A 16,269-nucleotide genomic window follows, 5' to 3' on the forward strand; every position below is an offset into this window, starting at 1 on the left:
GTAAATTGCTTGGAAGAGGAAAGAAAACTAAGATCCTTGTCTAAGAAAGATCGAAGATCCGATTTGCATCGCTTTTCCCGAAAAAGGATGAACGTAAAACTCGAAAGCGACGGCGAAACGATGGATACTTTTAACGGGGAAGTCAATGGAAGACAATCGCATTAAGTCATACGGATATCGATGGGTGATTCTAGCTCTCTATTCCTTAATCACAGCGATCATCCAAATCCAATGGTTGACTTTTGCTCCGATCGCAAGAGAGGCGAAACAGTTTTACGGCGTCGGTTCCTTCGAGATAGATCTCCTCTCCATGATCTTCCTAGGTGTCTTCATCGTGATGGCCATACCCGCGTCGTACGTCATCGACACGTACGGAACCAGGGTCGGAGTCGGAATCGGTGCGTTCCTGGCTGGCAGCCTAGGATTCCTAAAAGGATTGTTGGCCTCCGATTATTCCTTCGTAATCTTCTGCCAAATCGGCTTAGCGATCGCGCAGCCTTTCATCATCAATGCGGTGACCAAAGTCAGCGTCCTCTGGTTTCCTCTCAAGGAAAGGGCCACTGCGGTAGCAATCGGAACCTTGGCGCAATTTTTGGGGATCATTGCGGTCATGATCGGAACCCCACTGCTGATCGGCGGAGAGGAACCGGATCCATCAAAAATTCCGCAAACCGTCATGACCTACGGGATCCTCTCGCTGGCCGGAGCCGCGCTTTTTCTCCTATTCTTTCGGGAAAAACCTCCCTCATCTCCTAGCGTAAACGGAGAAGATTCCAAAATCCAGGTATTCCAGGGACTCAAACATATCCTGAGCCGGAGAGAAATGCAAAAAGCGTTACTGTTATTTTTTATCGGTTTAGGAATTTTTAATGCTTTGAGCACCTGTATCGATCAGATCTGCGAAAAGAAAGGACTCACCATGGAACAAACCGGGATCGTCGGAGGAATACTCCTCATCTCCGGAATCGCGGGAGGCGTAGTGTTTCCTCCCGTATCGGATGCAATCGGAAAACGACGCCCCTTCTTGGTCTTGGCCATGCTAGGTTTTCTTCCGGGAATCCTTTTACTTGCGTTCGCAAAAGACTATTCCCTTTTGTTGGCGGGATCTTTTTTGATAGGATTCTTTCTGCTCGGAGCGGGAGCTCCCATCGGATTCCAATACTGTGCCGAAATCACTTCCCCCGCGCCGGAATCCTCTTCTCAGGGAATTCTGCTACTGATCGGACAAATCTCCGGAATCGCATTCATCGTGGGAATCAATACGTTGGGCAGCGAAGAGTTCATGAGGGTCTTCATCGTCCTATCGGTTTTAAACGCGATTTTATCCTTCTTCCTAAAGGAATCTCCGATGATGGAATCGAATGCGGTAAAAAACACGGCGGCCGCCCTCCACAAATAATCGGCGGAAGGAACGACGGGAACGACCGTTTCACCGGGAACGTCAGTCCTTGGCCAAGGCCCTACGGATGAATTTCATCAGCCCCTGGACGATCTTCTCGTCGTTCCCGATCATCGCGTCTCCAAGATAAATCCTCATTCTTTCTTTATAATATTCCGTTGCGTAGGAGAACTGGAGAGTCATAAACAGATTATCCAGGCAGAATGCGAAAATCCTTTCGTCGACCTCCTTGCTCACGACTCCTTGCTTTTTCGCGTTTTTCAGCAAGGACGTATAGACCTTTGCGGAGATTGTTTCCAGCTCCGAGGATAATTTCCGTATCAGATCGGAATTCCCCTCCGAAGTCATTTCGTTGTACAATCTGATAATATCCTGATTTTCGCGGGAGTGTGTTTGGATGATCCGGAGAATGCTTTCTATTTTGCCGAACAGATCGTTTTGTTCGGTCAAAACTGTCTCCAAGGTCTTTTCCAACTGATTGATACCGTGTCCGACCGCGGTGAGAAAGAAATCCTCCTTGGTATCGAAATACTTGAACAGGGAGCCTACGCTGATTCCGGCTTTTTGAGCGATCACATTCGTGTTCGCGTTGTTAAAGCCTCGGTTTGCGAATTCCGTGATCGCTACGGACAAAATCCGATTTCTCTTTTCTTCTGGAATCCGTTCGAACGTCTCGCTATAATATTTGGGCATAGATGCGGCCAATTTAGGAAACTCCCCCACTGTGCAAAAGCGGAACTCAATAAAAATTCCGATTTCCGGATTTTTAAAGAAGATTGTTTTTCTACTTGACAGTGAGTGATTGCTCACTCACTGTCAAGTAGAATTCTCGATCCATGGAGAGGAAAATGGCCACCGGTTATGCGATCACCAAATATCCCGATACGCAGGAAGTGTATCGACAATTAAGGAAACTGATCGGGCTACCGATACGTTCGATTCGCAAGGACCATTTGCAGGATTATTTAGACAATTATTATGAAAAGAAATGCGTAAAGTCCAAGGCGATGATTCAGGAAGCGTCCGAATTCATTCCTGGAGGAGTACAACACAACCTCGCCTTTAATTTTCCCTTCCCTCTCGTATTCACGAAAGCGGAAGGAGCTTATTTGCACGATCTGGACGGAAACAAATACATAGATTTCCTACAAGGCGGTGGTCCTACGGTTCTAGGAAGTAATCCGAAAAAGGTCCGTGAAAAAGTGGTGCAATTGTTAAAAGACACCGGACCGGTCACCGGTCTATTTCACGAATACGAACTCAGGCTCGCGGAAAAAATCGTGGAGCACATGCCTTCCGTTCAGATGTTCCGCATGTTAGGTTCGGGTACCGAAGCATGCATGGCGGCGATCCGGGTGGCGCGTCTAGCGACGAAGAAGAAAAACGTAGTCAAGATGGGAGGAGCGTACCATGGTTGGAGCGACCAACTCGCATACGGAATCCGCATCCCCGGGACGCGGCATTTCGAAGCCCATGGAATTCCGAAACACGTCTTCAAATATACTCAGGAGTTTTATCCCAACGATCTGAATTCCTTGGAAAGCGTTCTCAAAAGGAACCGCTGGAGAGGAGGCACTGCCGCCGTTCTTATCGAACCTGTGGGCCCCGAAAGCGGGACCCGACCTCTCGACATGGATTTTAACAAGGGAGTCCGGGAACTTTGCGACAAATACGGAGCGCTTCTCGTATTCGACGAGGTGGTGACCGCATTTAGGATAGGAATGAGCGGCGCCCAGGGATACTTCGGAATCAGTCCCGACCTGACCGTATTCGGAAAAGTCGTCGCCGGAGGATATCCGTCCGCGGGAGGACTAGGTGGAAAACGGGAATATATGAAATACCTATCTGCAGGAATCCAAACAGGTATGAAGAAAGCCTTGATCGGCGGCACCATGGCCGCGAATCCTCTCAGTTCCGCCGCAGGATATTATACGCTTGTGGAGATCGAAAAGCAAAAAGCCTGCGAAAAAGCGGGGAAAGCCGGAGATAGAATCACGGCAGGTCTGAAAAAATTGATTCAAAAATACGACCTCCCCTTTGTGGCTTTTAACCAGGGATCCATCTGTCATTTGGAAACGGTAGGCACCATGCTTCTGGAAATCGACATTAAGAAATTCTGGAAAATCAAACGTACGATCCACGAAGCACATCTACGGAAAAAAGCCATGGAAGAAATGGGAGCCGCTTATATGGCCGAAGGCTTGGTGACTCTTGCGGGAAGCAGATTATACACCAGCGCATCCGATACTGATGCGGTGATAGACGACGCTTTAAAAAGATTCGATCGCGTATTCCAAAAAGTGGAAGGTGTTTCCGCGATATAGGGAATCGGATCGTTTGGAGGGAAATATGGATATCGATAAGGCTAAATTGCTGGTCCGGGACGCGGGAATACGATTGTTAAAGGCGGGATTGATCGCGAGAAGCTGGGGAAATATCAGCCAGCGCATCGACGAGGATTATTTCATAATCACCCCTACGGGAAGAACGTATGAAGACTTGAGGCCGGACGAAATGGTACAAGTGAATCGGCACGACCTAACTCATATCGGAAGGATCAAACCTTCTTATGAAAAGGGACTCCATGCGGCGGCATACGAACTCAGGTCCGATATCGGCGCAGTGATTCATACCCACCAATTGCAGGCTTCCGTCGTAGCCGCTGCCAGAAGAGAGGTCCCGGTTCTGGATCCGGAGATGAAAAAAATCATAGGCGGTCCCGTACTTTGCACCTCTTATTCCTTACCGGGAACAAAGAAGCTCATCAAAATGGCGATCCAAGCTTTGGACCGATCCGGAAGCAAAGCGGTTTTACTCGCAAACCACGGGACGTTATGTATCGGAAAGGATATGGCGGACGCGTTCGACGTGGCCATGTCTCTGGAACGGGTTTGTAAGAAATTCGTGGATCAGGAATTCGTCAAAATATCCGGGATGAAAAGCGCGGGAACAAATGCAGTCAGGGAATGGTACGTCCAAAATTATGGAGTCCGAACAAACGCATGAAAATTCCCCAGAGCCCGATCGAATTACAGGCATTTCTTCCCAGATTGGTTCAGGAAGGAATTTTAAAACCGGACGGATGTGCCAGCGTCAAAATCGGACGCAGCGTCTGGATTACCCCGAAGAAGAGCGACCTGAAAGCATTAGGAAAAAAAAATAAGAACGGATTACTGGAACTACCGTTGCAGGCGGATCAGATTTTTCCCCGGGACGTACCGGAAGAGTCCGTGGCTCACATAGCTCTCTACTTGGAACACCCCGAATGGAACGTAATCGTTCATTCTACTCAGGAAAACATAATGACTTGCTCCATGGCGGGAACGACGGTCCGACCTTTGTTGGATGATATGGCTCAGATCGTGGGTCCGAATGCGAAGGTCGTCCAATTGGGTTCCGACCGGAAAGCCTCGGCCACATTAGTATCCGCCATTAAGAGAAGAAATGCGGTACTTCTTAAGAACGCAGGGGCGCTTTGCGCGCACGGAAGCATAGACGACGTGCACTCAGTCTGCCAAGTTTTGGAAAAAACCTGCAAAGCGTACGTCGATTCCAGGATTCTAGGCGGGGGAAAACCGGTGCCCTGGTTGGAAGCGGAAGTGATCCGTTTCGTATACCAAAGAAAATATTCCAAGCAGGCGGAAAAGAATCGATAATTCTTTCGTAAACCGCTCGAAAAGCGGAGTTTGCAAGACCCGCTTTTTCTCCCGAAAATATAAGACGGAGATAAGTTCCCGAGTGCGCCCACAATTATAATCTCTTTTTAAGATTCTTAGATTCTTATATATAATGAAACTATTATAAAATAATCGAATCCCTTTTCTCCTTCGGTTTTCGCAAAAACCGAATTTGGAATTGCTTTCAATGAAAGAAGAGTATCGTCCCTTTCATGAAGAGAATCCCAATATATATCATCCTCGTCGGCCTGCAATGTTTTGCGAGCTGTAAACCCGGGCAATCAGGCTCGCCGGAAGCCGCCTTTTGGCCCTGGACCTCGGCACTTTCCTTGGGGGCGCGATCCGGATCACAAACCTACTCTCTCTTACAAAGCCCGCACTCCCTGGATTATGCGGATACGGAATCCGAACGGATGATTCAGATCGGTCAAAAGACTTTCAACGGAATCACGGATCGGATTTTTTTGGACGGTCTCGGGCGTGAGGCGTATTTCCGAGGTTTTAACATATCCGGAAATGCGAAATTGGCCGAGCACGGCTTTAAACCGTTTCAGAACACTGCGGACGCGGAGGTCGGGTTTACTCGACTGGCCCAAACTACCGGAACGAATATGATCCGCTTCCTGATCAGTTGGGAAGGAGTCCATACGTCGGTGGATACGATCGACTATTCCTATCTGGACGCCGTAATCGCACAGATGCGGATCGCGATCGGAAAGAGAATGTACGTTCTGATCGATTTTCATCAGGACCTCTTCTCTCGCAATCTGTTCAATCGGAATTCCTGGTACACCGGCAACGGAGCCCCGGCATGGATCATCTCGGCGAATTCCTACCCTACGGAATATTGCGGAATCATCTGCGCGACCTGGAGCCAAAACAATCTTACAAACGAAGCGATTCGTTTGGCGTTCCGAAATTTCTGGAACGACAAAACCCTAAACACGACGGCGGGAATCCGCAACACACAAGAGGAGTTCGTCTGGCAACTCGGCGAGGCGGCCTCCTATCTGAAAAAGAACCTTACCGACGCGGAGTTCGAATACGTTCTGGGAATCGATCCTTTCAACGAACCGGTGGACGGAGGAATGGAAGGACTTACGCCTGCCCAATGGGACAACCAAAAGCTCTGGCCTTTTTACTATAAGGTCAGACAGAAAATGAACCAAGTCGGTTGGGATTCGAAATGGGTCTACGCGGAACCTTTGGTTTTTTGGAACACAAACGCGGGAATCGTCTCTGCAACAGGAGGAGGCCATTTGACCACCTTGCCCGGCGAAGGATTCGTTTTTAATTCCCATTTTTATGACGCGGCTCGTATGAGCACGGATCTGACCGGAATCGACAACGCGACTTACTTCACATATTTGGACCAGATACGCAACGAATCCAGATTTCTCCAAATCCCGGTTTTTTTAAGCGAATTCGGAATGTGGATAAAAGGAATCGGCGCCAAGGACACTCCTAGAATGATCAGCGCCGTTTATCAGGCTATGGAGATTTCGGACGGACAGCAGAAAGTCAAAAGTCGGTACGCTGACCTTTACAACCCGCTGGTATCCGGTACTGAATGGCATTGGGATTACTACCGCGATCACCACCGGGAATACATGAACGGAAACCCCTCTAAATTGATCACTTCGAAAGACGCATGGAACGGCGAGGACTATTCCGTCGTTTCCGACTACGGCACTACCTTTAACATGGATTATCATGCGATCCAACGTGCCTACCCCAGAAAGTCCCAGGGAAACATCTTAAGTTTCTATTATAATACCGTCGGATACGATTCCTGGAACAACGTGTTTCAATGGGGAGGAATACGCCCCGATCCGGCCGGCCCGGTTTTCTTTTCGGATAGAAGATTCGCGATCCTGATTTGGAGAGGAAGAAAATCGGACGCACCCACCGAAGTATTTCTTCCGCCGCATTTCTCCGGATCGGATATCGTTTTGATTTCCGACAAGCGAATCTATAACAAAGGGATTCCCTCCACGATTCAAAGCGAAAACGGAGAAGCCGTCCTCATACCGGACAGGAATCGGGACAGCGGTTCTGGCAATCTGTTAATCCTATGGGACGATCTACTCGACGGTGAAGATCCCGATTCCACCCTGCATTTTCTGATTGCGATCGACGCGGCGGGAACGTCCTACTCGGACGCCGTCTTGGCCGACATTCAGAGTGGGTTAAAAAACAGGGTCGTCGGAGGCCAGCAAAGCCCGATTTATATGACGGGGAAGATGACTCCGAGCGGATATCCATCGGAATAAGAATATCGTCCGGAAGGCGGAAAAGTTTTCCGGACGAGAGTCGAAAGATTTAAATTTAGACGATTTATAATATTCTTATTTTTTACTTATATTGGAAAGTATACTACCGTTTTCCATGACTTCATTTTACTTTAGGATTTCCGAATTGATAGACATACGGCGCGCCCTGCTCGCTAACTATCCAGGAACACTTTTCGCCGGAGCTTAAGCGAATACATGGAAGACAGAAAGGAACTATTGACGGTCAAAATAGCCGCATCGGGACCCATCACGATTAACAGAATCCGATTCGGCTTAGTGATACTGTTTTTAGGTTCTCTTGCCGCTTCTTGGGCGCAAAGTTCCCTTTTGCAGAATATAGCTTACCTGCTCGGAACGATGACATTGGCCGCCTTCGCGGTTTGGAATTTGCTATCATTGCGCAAACAGGGAAACATTCCTTCCCATATCGGAAAGGCTTCCGTCACTGCCGACGCCGTCATCCTAGGAATTACCATGTTCGTGGCCTCCTGGACGGACAGAGACATGTCTTCCGGCGTGATTCGTCAACTCGTACTATATGCCATAAATATGATCTTCATCGTTTATTCCGGACTTTTACTATCTCCGAATTTCGTAATATGGATCGGCGCGATTTGCGCAAGCTGTCAGGCGATCGTGATTCTCAACAGCGGACTCATGGGTGTGGAATTCACGGAAGACCCGATCAAAGTGCTATCCCCCGGTTACGCTTCCATTTCCGAGCAATCTCTGAAATTAGTGTTTCTCGTCGTCGTGGCTTATATTACGAGAAGTGTGATCGTGATATTCCGCCTGATCGGTGCCGTCGAGGAGGAATATGCAAACACTTTGGAAGAGAAGGTCAAAGAGAGAACGAAGGAAGTCACTGGCAAAATGGACGAAATCCAGGCGCTGAAAATACAGCAGGACGGGGACTATTATTTGACTTCCCTTCTCAGTAAACCCTTAACCACCAACTGGAACACTTCCATCGACGTCAGCACGGCCTTTTATATAGAACAGAAAAAGAAGTTCGTATTCAAAAACCGCGAATCGGAATTAGGCGGAGACATTTGCATTACTGGCAACCTTCTCTTCGGATCGGAGAAGGACAAATGGATCGCATTCCTAAACGGAGACGCGATGGGAAAATCCATGCAGGGAGCCGGAGGAGCGATCGTTCTCGGCACCGCGATGAACAACATCATGGCCCGTTCCGCTAGCCACGGAAGAATTTTAGAAATGAGCCCCGAGGATTGGCTTCGTCAATCCCACCGGGAATTGGACGATATATTCAGGACATTCGACGGAATGATGATGGCCTCCGTAATTTTAGGTCTCATCCAGGAAAGGAGCGGAAAGATCCTTTTCTTCAACGCGGAACATCCCTGGCCCGTTCTTTATCGGGACGGCAAAGCCTCGTTTCTAGTCTCGGAGGCGTCCACTTGGAAATTGGGCTCTCCCATCGAAACGAAATTCAAAGTCCAGGAATCTAGCCTTGAGGAAGGAGACGTGATATTTATCGGCTCCGATGGCCGCGATGATATAAGTCTATCGAAGGACGGCACCAATTGGAGGATGAACGAAGACGAAACTCTATTTCCGAAGATCGTAGAGGAAAACGGAGGAGATTTGGAATGCATCGCCGATCGCTTGCATACTCTGGGAATTATATCGGACGATATCTCCCTTATCAGAATCGGATTCAAGGAGAAAGTTTCCGCCGATCATCCTAAATACGCCTTGGCGATCGGCAAGTATTCCGAAGCAAGGAGAAGCCTTCAGAGAAGAGATACGGATAAAGCCGCTGCATTGTTAAAAGAAGCGTGGGGGATCGCGCCGACGTTCAAAGAGCCGGCAAGACTATTGGGCAGAATGTACTACGACGTAAAGGACTATCCCAAAGCCGTTCAATGGTTCGAAAAATACCTATCCATCGATTCCGAATCCCATAGTATATGGTTCTTGCTTTCCTTATGCTATAAACATACGAAAGATTTCCAGAAAGCCGCGGAAGCGGCGGAGACCGTCCGAAAGTCGCAGCCGCATCGTCTCGCGAATCTGGTCAATCTGGCCGATAGTTATCGTTTGTTAAACGACCTTGAAAAAGCGAAATCCATATTAAAAATCGCGCAAGGAGTAGACGGTAACAACGCCATGATAGGCAGGCTGGAGGATCTGCTAAGGACGAACGGTGGTAACCTCCAATAAAAAACCCCGGAGTCTCTTCGACTTCCGGGGCCCACTCTCTCCCATCTCTTAAAAGGGGATTTTATTTTTTCTTTGGTTTTGCGGCGGCCTTTTTCGGAGCTGCACTCTTCTTTTTTTCAGCGGGAGCTTTTTTAGGAGCCTTTTCTTTTTTTGCAGGAGCTTCCTTAGCCGCTTTTGCCTTCTTCTCATCCGCAACGACTTCGCGTTTTTCACGGATTTCCTTCAGAAGGGTCGGCCGATCCTTACGGTTGGTAAGTTCCAGAATTCCCACTTCCGAATTATCTGAAGGTCGATTCACGAGTTTCAGAATCCGAGTATACCCTCCGTTCGTATTCGCATAACGAACAGCGATATCTTCGAATAATTTGATCACGATATTGCGGTCTTTGACTCTTTTTAAAACTTCTCTTTTATTATGAAGCTTCACTTCGGGAGCGACATCTCCCAAGTTTTTTTTGGCTCGGGTGATGATCTTTTCCGCGTGGGAACGTACCACTTTCAATTTTGCCTGAGTCGACTCGATCCTTTCGTATTTAAAAAGGCTCGTAATCATATTGTTGATCAAAGCATCCCTGTGACCTTTTTCCCGGTTCAGGTGCTTTACTTTATTTCTTTTATTCATTTCAGAAATCCCTCATTCCGAAAGACAAACCCAAACCGGCGAGTTTGGACTTAAGCTCGCCCAGCGCTTGTTCGCTATAATGCTTGGATTTTGACATCTCTTCTTCGGATCTTTTGACCAGATCGCCTACAAAATCGATCTCTAAACTACGAAGCACGTTGAGCGAGCGGACCGAAAGTTCCAGTTCCTCTACGTGTTTGGACAAAGACGCCTTGAGTTTTTCGTCGGCTTCGTCCAGTTCGTCCTCTTCTTCCTCGAGTTCCTCTTCGAAATTGATGAAGACGGTCAAATGTTCCTTCAAAATCTTAGCGGCTTGCGCAACGGCATCTTCCGGAGAAATGGATCCGTCGGTCCAAACTTCCAACGTGAGTTTTTCGTAATCGGATCTTTGGGCTACACGAGTCTCGGAGATTTCGAAAATCACTTTTTGAACGGGAGAGAAAATGGAGTCTATCGGGATCGTCCCGAGAACTTCGATATCCTTCTTCTTATCTTCCGCAGGAACATAACCCCGGCCGCGTTGGATCTCCAGATCCAGGACCAGATTCGCATCCTCGTTCAGAGTGGCGATGTGTAGATCAGGGTTCATGATCTCGATGGAGGAATCCACTGCCAGATCACCGGCCCTAAAATATCCGGCGCCTTTCAGTTCGAGATGGATGACCTTGCTTTGGTCCTTATCTTCCGGCTCGTATTTAATCCGAACCTGCTTTAGGTTCAATATGATACGGGTTACGTCCTCAGCCACTCCTTCGATGTATGAGAACTCATGGTTGACGCCTTCGATCCGAATGGCGGAAATCGCCGCACCCTCGATTGAGGACATGAGAGTCCTACGTAGAGAGTTTCCGATCGTAGTCGCAAACCCGCGTTCAAACGGCTCCGCGACGAACTTCCCGTAATTCGGGGTATTCGCTTCCGTAGTGAATTCGATCTTTTTAGGACGTTTAAATCCTTTGAGTAAGCTTTTAAGAGACAATGTGAAAACCTTCGTACCTTTATTACTTGGAGTACAACTCCACGATCACCTGTTCTTTCACCGGAATATCCACATGGTGGCGCTCCGGTAGGGAAAGAACATCCCCCGAAAACTTGATAAAGTCGGCCGACAACCAAGAAGGAATCGCATTCAAAGACTGGGCCAACTGGATGTTTTGCGTGATAAAGCCGGACTTGTGGAATTTCGGACGAATTTCCACTTTATCCCCCGCGTTCAATCTGTAGGAAGGGATATCTACCCTTTCCCCGTTTACGAGAATGTGCTGGTGGGAGATAAAATTCCGCGCCTGACGTCTCGTTACGGCAAAGCCCAAACGATAAACGACGTTATCCAATCTTCTTTCCAGAAGTTGCAAAAGGATCTCGCCGGTGACTCCGTGAGCGTGCGATGCTTCTTCATAATAACGACGGAACTGCTTTTCCAGCAAACCGTAAGCGCGTTTCAACTTTTGCTTTTCTCTCAACTGCGCGCCATATTCGGAAATTTTTGGTTTCCTTTTCGGCGGCATGCCCGGGGGTCCCTTTTTGTGGAACTTATCCCGATTGAAAGTATAGCTAGATTTGAGGAAGAGGTTGAGCCCCTCTCTCCTCATCAGTTTTACGACCGGACCTCTATATCTTGCCATATTCTTCCTCCCTTAGACCCTTCTTCTCTTACGGGGACGGCATCCGTTATGGGGCAGGGGCGTTACGTCCTTGATCATTTTAATAGAAAGACCTCTCGCTACGAGAGAACGGATTGCGGATTCGCGTCCGATCCCCGGTCCGGAAACCAGCACGTCGACTTCGGTTAACCCGGTTGCGTCGATCGCTTTTTCTGCGGCATTTCCCGCTGCGATCTGAGCCGCATACGGAGTGGACTTCTTGGACCCGCGGAAACCCATAGCTCCCGCTGTGGACCAGGAAAGCGTATTCCCGGCCAAATCGGTGATGGTAATGATCGTATTGTTAAAGGAAGCGGTGATGTACACTTTACCGCGAGGAACTACCTTTTTTTCCTTCTTCTTTACTTTCTTATCTTTCTTTGCTTTTTTATCTTCAGCCATGATTACTTAGTCGCCTTTTTCTTGTTGGCCACGGTCTTCTTGACCCCTTTCCGAGTACGGGCATTGGTACGGGTTCTTTGTCCCCGAACCGGAAGTCCTTTTCTATGACGCAGTCCCCGATAACAACCGATATCCATCAAACGTTTGATGTTCAGTTGGTTTTCCGAACGAAGATCCCCTTCCACTTTTACGGATTCTTCGATCACTTTTCTGATCGCCGCCTCTTGCGTATCGGAAAGATCCTTTACGCGGACCGCTTGGTCCACGCCGGCTTTTGCCAGGACTTTACGGGAGGTGGAAGGCCCTATACCGAAAATATAGGTCAAGCCGACGACGATTCTTTTTTCCCTCGGAAGATCGATTCCTGCGATACGTGCCATGGTTACGCTTGCCTTTGCTTGTGTTTAGGATTAGTGCAAATCACGCGAATCACACCTTTTCTTCTAATGATCTTGCAGCTCGTGCAGATTTTTTTTACGGAAGTTCTTACTTTCATAACGTTCGTCCTATTTCTTACGGTAGGTGATTCTACCCTTGGTCAAATCATACGGGGAAAGTTCCACGGTGACCTTATCTCCGGGAAGGATCCTGATGTAGTGCATTCTCATTTTTCCGGAAATATGAGCCAAAACCTTGTGACCGTTTTCCAGTTCAACGCGGAACATAGCGTTCGGAAGCGGTTCCAATACCGTTCCGTCCACGGTGATAGCTTCTTCTTTTGCCAAGTTACACCAGCTCCTTTTCAATGAGTTTGGTTACTTGCTCTAAGGAGCCCACTCCGTTGATACGGGAAAGATTCCCTTTTGCGGAATAATAATCCAGAAGAGGAAGAGTCTTTTTATTGTACGTGTCCAATCTACTCTTAATCGTAGTCTCGTTGTCATCGGAACGACCTTCGATCTCGGCGCGCTTCAATAATCTTTGTAGGAGTTCCTCATCCGGAACCTCCAAATTAATCGCACGTTTGATGTTCTTTCCTTCCGTTTTTAACAATTGGTCCAAAGCTTCCGCCTGCTCTACGGTCCGAGGAAACCCGTCCAATAAAAATCCGTTTTTGCAATCCGGTTCCACGATCCGGTCCTGAATGATACCGATCACGACGGAATCCGGAACCAGATCACCGGCATCCATGTATCTCTTGGCTTCCAGACCCATTTTGGTTCCGTTCTTTACTGCGGAACGCAAAATATCCCCCGTGGAGATCTGAGGGATTCCTAAAGTATCGCAAAGAATTTTGGCCTGAGTTCCTTTTCCGGCTCCGGGGGGCCCCATAAAAATGATCGAATTCATCTCTCAGGACCTTCCCTTAATCTTGGATTTCTTCAGGAACCCGTCGTAATTTCTCATCAGGAGCTGAGATTCCAACTGCTTCAGGGTTTCCAGAGCCACCCCTACCATAATCAGCAAGGAGGTCCCTCCGAACGTATACACCAGGGAACCTCCACCGGAGTTTGTTCCGAGATCCAAGAAGCGGATAATGATATAAGGCGCCAGGGCCAGACCGGCGAGAAAGATCGCTCCCGGTAAGGTGATCCGGTTCAGAACCTTTTCTATATATTCCTTAGTGTGGGAACCGGGACGGATTCCTGGAATGAATCCGTTGTATTTGCGCAGATTTTCCGCAAGCTCGGACGGATTGAATTGGATCGCGGTGTAGAAATACGCGAAAAATACGATCAAACCGATGTAGATAAAAAAGTACACCGCAGCGTGGTACCAGATTTGGGAGAAGGGATTCAGATAATCCAATAAGACTGCCCAACCCGCCCATTCCGGAATATCCACGATCTGCTGGATAATCGTTTGCGGAAAGAGAAGTAGAGAAGAAGCAAAGATGATCGGCATTACGCTGGCACCATTGACCTTAAACGGAATGCTTTGGCTCTTGGCCTGAACCATTCTACGACCTACCATCTGTTTCCCGTATTGCAAGGGCACCTTGCGGACGCCTTGCGTCAGAAGAACGGTCAAAGAGATCAGAAGAATGAAAAGAAGAAGAAGAATAATGATATTCAACCCGTCTACGAAGTTCTCTTGGAAGAGTTGGTAAACGGAACTAGGCAAACGACCTACGATCCCGGCAAAGATCAATAGGGAAATTCCGTTCCCGATCCCTCTCTCCGTGATTTGCTCGCCCAACCAGATCAGGAGAACCGTTCCGGTCGTAATAGACAACAATGCGATGAAGAAGAACCAAGATTCGACGGAAGAATGGATTAAACCCGGATGCAAAGCCGCTTTTTGATCGGCTCCGTAAGACCATTGCTGCGCGAGACGGATCACTGCAAGAGATTGAACGGCGCAAAGAATGATCGTGCCGTACTTTGTATATTGGCCGATTTTTTTCCGACCTTCTTCTCCTTCCTTTTGCAACTTTTGCAAGGAGGGAATCAGCACCATGACCAATTGCATGATGATGGAAGAGGAAATGTACGGCATGATTCCCAATGCGAAAATGGAGAAGTTCAAAAGGGCTCCTCCCGCGAACATGTCGAACATTCCGACTAAACCTTCGGATGAGGTAGCGTCCGCCGCGATCGCGGAGACGACTTTCGGATCGATTCCCGGAATCGTAATATGGGTTCCGAGACGAAATAGGAGAAGCATGCCAAGGGTAAAGAAAACCTTATTCCTTAGCTCCGGAATCTTAAAGATATTTGCGATCGAAGTCAGCATGCGGTCCTAAATAATTCCTTATCCTGTTTCCGGGATCTTTCGATCCCCTACGGGGCAACAAAGGGACTCGAAATCGAATCCCTTCCCTAAAATTTCCTGACAAAAAAGTCAGAGTAAAAAAGCCGAAATCAGGCTTTTTCAGCCAATTCGGACCGTAATTTTACGGACCCGCCGGCCTTTTCTATTTTTTCCTTGGCGACTTTCGAAACCCGATCGGCCACGATATGGACCGCTTTTTTGATTTCCCCTGTGCCTAGAATCTTGAAAGGAGTGGTCTCTTTATCGAGAATCTTCGATTCAACCATATTTTTGGCATCTATGTTCCCGGTCAAACCGCTTTTCTCGATATCCCGCAGATTGATCGGGAAGAAATCCTTATGAAAAATAGAAGTGAATCCTCTTTTCGGAATCCGACGGTGGATGGGCATCTGACCGCCCTCGAAACCCCGGCGGACCGTATTTCTGGCGTACTGCCCTTTGGATCCACGGCCCCCAGTTTTTCCAGTTTTGGAACCGATCCCGCGCCCCAGACGCTTTTTGGAGCGGCTGGAACCTTTCGGTGCAGGGACTGTATTCTGAGCGGGAGCATTTTCCTTTTCAGAGCGTTCTTTTCCGAACGCCAGTGCAGTCTTGATTCTTTCCTTGCTCATATCTATTCCGAACCTTTAAGCCTTATCCACTTTTACCAAGTGATGAACGTCGTTGATCATTCCTTGGATCTGGGGGGTCAGAGTATGTTTACGTTGTTGGCCGGTCTTTCTCAAGCCCAGCGCCGCTAAAGTCAGTTTCTGGCCTTTTTTAACGCCTATGCTGCTTTTGATTTGGGTGACGATCACGGTTTCCATTTGCTTATCCTACGTCGTTACCGAACAGTCGAGCCAGGCTGATTCCCCGTTTCCGGGCAGCCAGCACCGGAGTCTCCAATTGCTGGAGAGCGTCCAGAGTCGCCTTTACGATGTTTACCGGATTGGAAGAACCCCAAGACTTGCTCAAGATATCCTGGATTCCGACTTTTTCCACGACGGAACGAACCGATCCACCGGCGATGATTCCTGTTCCCGGTGAGCTCGGCTTGAGAATCACCTTCGCGGATTTGAACTTCCCGGTCACTTCGTGGGGAATCGTATGGCCGCGAAATTGGATTTTCACCAGGTTCTTCTTAGCCGATTCGATGGATTTACGAATCGCATCCGGAACCTCGTTGGCCTTACCGAATCCGATCCCTACTTTCCCTTTGGAATCGCCAACTACGGTCAGCGCGTTAAAGGAAAAACGACGTCCCCCTTTCACGACTTTTGCGACCCGGTCGATTTTCACGACCTTTTCGGAAAATTCTTTCGATTCTTGCTCTTGTTCGTATGCCATA

19 protein-coding genes are annotated in these 16,269 nt (G+C 48.3%); 6 read left to right on the top strand and 13 right to left on the bottom strand.

The genetic code is table 11. The annotated features are described in order from the left end of the window. The first annotated feature begins 145 nt into the window (after positions 1-145). The gene (locus EHO61_RS00350) at positions 146-1,399 is read left to right on the top strand and encodes an MFS transporter (RefSeq protein ID WP_135811679.1); all 1,254 of its coding nucleotides are present in this window, start codon (positions 146-148) and stop codon (positions 1,397-1,399) included. Positions 1,400-1,441: 42 nt separating this feature from the next. On the opposite strand, the gene EHO61_RS00355 is transcribed toward EHO61_RS00350, so the two are convergent. Further along, positions 1,442-2,092 carry a TetR/AcrR family transcriptional regulator gene (locus EHO61_RS00355; RefSeq protein ID WP_135811813.1) on the bottom strand — a complete coding sequence of 217 codons (651 nt, stop codon included), beginning with the start codon at positions 2,090-2,092 and terminating at the stop codon, positions 1,442-1,444. A 155-nt stretch (positions 2,093-2,247) separates the two neighbouring features. On the opposite strand from EHO61_RS00355, the gene EHO61_RS00360 reads away from it, so the two are divergent. The 5 genes from EHO61_RS00360 to EHO61_RS00380 all read left to right on the top strand — a co-directional run bounded on the left by EHO61_RS00360 (position 2,248) and on the right by EHO61_RS00380 (position 9,560). Next, positions 2,248-3,723 carry an aspartate aminotransferase family protein gene (locus EHO61_RS00360; RefSeq protein ID WP_135811814.1) on the top strand — a complete coding sequence of 492 codons (1,476 nt, stop codon included), beginning with the start codon at positions 2,248-2,250 and terminating at the stop codon, positions 3,721-3,723. Positions 3,724-3,748: 25 nt separating this feature from the next. Then, positions 3,749-4,405, top strand: a complete 657-nt coding sequence (locus tag EHO61_RS00365) for a class II aldolase/adducin family protein (RefSeq protein ID WP_135811680.1) — start codon at positions 3,749-3,751, stop codon at positions 4,403-4,405. Beyond that, positions 4,402-5,055, top strand: a complete 654-nt coding sequence (locus EHO61_RS00370; protein WP_135811681.1) for a class II aldolase/adducin family protein — start codon at positions 4,402-4,404, stop codon at positions 5,053-5,055. The genes EHO61_RS00365 and EHO61_RS00370 overlap by 4 nt, the downstream gene beginning before the upstream one ends. 233 nt (positions 5,056-5,288) lie before the next feature. Beyond that, positions 5,289-7,349, top strand: a complete 2,061-nt coding sequence (locus tag EHO61_RS00375) for a cellulase family glycosylhydrolase (RefSeq protein ID WP_135811682.1) — start codon at positions 5,289-5,291, stop codon at positions 7,347-7,349. A 216-nt stretch (positions 7,350-7,565) separates the two neighbouring features. Continuing rightward, positions 7,566-9,560: a PP2C family protein-serine/threonine phosphatase gene (locus EHO61_RS00380; RefSeq protein ID WP_135811683.1), complete on the top strand. Its 1,995-nt coding sequence runs from the start codon at positions 7,566-7,568 to the stop codon at positions 9,558-9,560. 61 nt (positions 9,561-9,621) lie between these two features. Here EHO61_RS00380 and rplQ read toward each other — a convergent pair whose 3' ends face one another. The 12 genes from rplQ to rpsE all read right to left on the bottom strand — a co-directional run bounded on the left by rplQ (position 9,622) and on the right by rpsE (position 16,268). Further along, entirely contained in the window at positions 9,622-10,182 is a 561-nt protein-coding gene (gene rplQ / locus EHO61_RS00385; protein ID WP_135811684.1) for a 50S ribosomal protein L17, read from the bottom strand. A 1-nt stretch (position 10,183) separates the two neighbouring features. Next, positions 10,184-11,161: a DNA-directed RNA polymerase subunit alpha gene (locus EHO61_RS00390; RefSeq protein ID WP_135767694.1), complete on the bottom strand. Its 978-nt coding sequence runs from the start codon at positions 11,159-11,161 to the stop codon at positions 10,184-10,186. A 22-nt stretch (positions 11,162-11,183) separates the two neighbouring features. Then, complete coding sequence (gene rpsD / locus EHO61_RS00395) at positions 11,184-11,807, bottom strand: 30S ribosomal protein S4 (RefSeq protein ID WP_135811685.1); 624 nt, start codon at positions 11,805-11,807, stop codon at positions 11,184-11,186. 12 nt (positions 11,808-11,819) lie between these two features. Beyond that, positions 11,820-12,227, bottom strand: coding sequence for a 30S ribosomal protein S11 (gene rpsK / locus EHO61_RS00400; protein WP_135767692.1), 408 nt, complete (start codon positions 12,225-12,227; stop codon positions 11,820-11,822). Positions 12,228-12,229: 2 nt separating this feature from the next. After that, positions 12,230-12,607, bottom strand: a complete 378-nt coding sequence (rpsM, locus tag EHO61_RS00405; protein WP_135767691.1) for a 30S ribosomal protein S13 — start codon at positions 12,605-12,607, stop codon at positions 12,230-12,232. Positions 12,608-12,609: 2 nt separating this feature from the next. Then, positions 12,610-12,723, bottom strand: a complete 114-nt coding sequence (gene rpmJ / locus EHO61_RS00410) for a 50S ribosomal protein L36 (RefSeq protein WP_010414512.1) — start codon at positions 12,721-12,723, stop codon at positions 12,610-12,612. 10 nt (positions 12,724-12,733) lie between these two features. Then, positions 12,734-12,952, bottom strand: a complete 219-nt coding sequence (gene infA, locus EHO61_RS00415) for a translation initiation factor IF-1 (RefSeq protein ID WP_010414515.1) — start codon at positions 12,950-12,952, stop codon at positions 12,734-12,736. Position 12,953: 1 nt separating this feature from the next. After that, positions 12,954-13,517, bottom strand: coding sequence for an adenylate kinase (locus EHO61_RS00420; protein ID WP_135811686.1), 564 nt, complete (start codon positions 13,515-13,517; stop codon positions 12,954-12,956). Between the two features lie 3 nt (positions 13,518-13,520). Further along, entirely contained in the window at positions 13,521-14,903 is a 1,383-nt protein-coding gene (gene secY / locus EHO61_RS00425) for a preprotein translocase subunit SecY (protein WP_135811687.1), read from the bottom strand. Positions 14,904-15,031: 128 nt separating this feature from the next. Then, positions 15,032-15,553, bottom strand: coding sequence for a 50S ribosomal protein L15 (gene rplO / locus EHO61_RS00430; protein WP_135811688.1), 522 nt, complete (start codon positions 15,551-15,553; stop codon positions 15,032-15,034). Between the two features lie 15 nt (positions 15,554-15,568). Next, positions 15,569-15,748, bottom strand: a complete 180-nt coding sequence (rpmD, locus tag EHO61_RS00435) for a 50S ribosomal protein L30 (protein WP_135767687.1) — start codon at positions 15,746-15,748, stop codon at positions 15,569-15,571. Positions 15,749-15,752: 4 nt separating this feature from the next. Next, a complete protein-coding gene (gene rpsE, locus EHO61_RS00440) occupies positions 15,753-16,268 on the bottom strand; it encodes a 30S ribosomal protein S5 (protein ID WP_135767686.1) in 516 nt (171 codons plus the stop codon). Position 16,269: the final 1 nt, after the last annotated feature.

Source organism: Leptospira fluminis, from assembly GCF_004771275.1.
GTDB lineage: Bacteria > Spirochaetota > Leptospiria > Leptospirales > Leptospiraceae > Leptospira_B > Leptospira_B fluminis.